Source organism: Nonomuraea sp. B19D2, from assembly GCF_040137845.1.
Classification (GTDB): Bacteria; Actinomycetota; Actinomycetes; order Streptosporangiales; family Streptosporangiaceae; genus Nonomuraea.
Genome location: NZ_JBEFAK010000133.1, coordinates 1 through 1,816, shown reverse-complemented (window position 1 = coordinate 1,816; position 1,816 = coordinate 1). Strand labels below are relative to the sequence as shown.

The window sequence follows — 1,816 nt, the reverse complement described above, 5'->3', positions numbered from 1 at the left end:
CTCCTCACGCAGGTCGAACACCATCTTGATGGCGCGTTCACGCAGCTCTTGGGGGTACTTCCTCGGTGCGGGCACGACTCCCAGCCTTCCAGTCTTGGGAGCCTCCAACCAACCCGGGGCAGCTCAATCACCCTCGCTCGGCCCTCAACCGTTCCACGTCGGTGAGCACCCGGTCGCGGATGTGGCAGATCAGTTTGGCCAGATCGGCACAGTAGACGGAAGGATTGAGAAATCCTGAGCCGGCGCGGTATCGAGTGCTGTACTCGCCGGCCCCGCAGATATCCCGGATCGAGCAGGAAACGCAGATCGGCGACAGGCCGGCCACCCCTCGTTGCCTGGCGACGACGCCCGGAAGGAGTCGCGCGTCGTCGAACGTGTTGCGAAAAACGTTCAAGCCGGTGTACGGGGCGCCCTCGTAGGTGGACTTCAAAGCGTCGCCGAGTTCGATGGTTCCGTCGCTTTCGATGACCATGAGCTGGAACGGGTTGAGCCCCAGCCCCTCGTTGTAGGCATGACCGCCGAGGCACTCGGTCATGATGTTCTCGAAGAGCCTGACACCGGCCGGAAGCGGCACCGTGGAATACCAGCGCTCGAAGATCGGTATCAGCCAGTCCGCATACGCGGTGCCCCCGTCCCCGGAGGTCCATCCCGGTGGAGGAGACGACCAATTGCCGAGCGGCAGCAGAAAGTCCACGGCCGGCGCCCCGGTGGCGAGCAGCGCCTCGTAGGTGGTCAGGGGATCGTTCTCCAGGTCGACGGTGCACAGCACAAGATCGAAGAGGTCACGGTAAGCGGGGCGGTTCAGCACCTCGATGCCGCGCATCACCAGGTCATAGCTGCCGCGGCCGTTGGCGTACTTGCGGTGACGGTTCTGGCCTTCCCTGTCGCCGTCGAGGCTGACCGTGACACCGATGCGGTGTTCGCGCAGGACCTTCAATAGTTTCTCGTCAGAAAGGAGCACGCCGTTCGTGGTGGTGACGAGCCGCAGCGGGACCTCGGACGGCGCGGCGCTCCGGAACGCGCGCGCCGCGTACGCGAATTGATCCGCGCCGGCGAGCAGCGCTTCGCCGCCGTGCATCCGCACCGACGCTCCCTGAATTTCGTCGGCGTGCGCCCGCAGGTGCTCTCCGAGCCGGAAGGCGACCTGGTCGATCGTCTCGCGTGACATGGCCACCGGTTTGTTCTGCCAGCTCTGGTCGGCCATTTCGTACATGTAGCAGTAGTCACAGGCCAGGTTGCACCGGCCGTGGAATTTGAGCGCGAATTCCACAAAGGGCAGAGGGCGCCAGTACGGATCCTCGAGCGCCCGATCGGTCACGTCCTGAGTCGGCCATTCGGCAGCTCGCTCTGTCACCTGCACGATCGGTAGCTCGATCACGATGTCCTTCGCCTCTCTGCCCTTTGCGCCCCAGCAGTCCGCTACACGGCCCGATCAGCCATGGGAACGAACCCGCTCCGTCACCTGTTGAAGATGCCGGCAGGACGGAAGACGTCGTCGTCGGCGGTCACCCGGTTCAGCACCGCACCGAGCGCGCTGTTCTGGTCGGTGGTCGCCGCGACCTCGGAGAGATTCGCCTGAGAGGACTCGGCAGCCGAAGCGGCACCGGCTGCTCCGACCCCCACCGCCGACGCGGCAGCGAACGCGGCAGCCGTCAAGGCCACCTTCCGTACGAGATTTTCTTCACGTTCCGTAAGCATTCACGTCGTGCACAGGATGTAGCAGTTCGAGCGGTTGCGTGACCGTCCGTCACTTTGATCAAATCGGGCTCGGATGATGTGATCTTCAGGTGTCCGGCCTGGAGGAGCTGTCCCGCGA

The 1,816-nt window shown here is 64.4% G+C and carries 2 protein-coding genes; both read right to left on the bottom strand.

What is annotated here, in order from left to right; all coding sequences use genetic code 11:
* Nucleotides 1-127 precede the first annotated feature (127 nt).
* A complete protein-coding gene (locus ABN273_RS59100; protein WP_349458576.1) occupies nucleotides 128-1,378 on the bottom strand; it encodes an FxsB family cyclophane-forming radical SAM/SPASM peptide maturase in 1,251 nt (416 codons plus the stop codon).
* A gap of 80 nt (nucleotides 1,379-1,458) precedes the next feature.
* On the bottom strand, nucleotides 1,459-1,656 hold the full coding sequence (locus ABN273_RS59095) for a hypothetical protein (protein ID WP_349458574.1): 198 nt from the start codon (nucleotides 1,654-1,656) through the stop codon (nucleotides 1,459-1,461).
* Nucleotides 1,657-1,816: the final 160 nt, after the last annotated feature.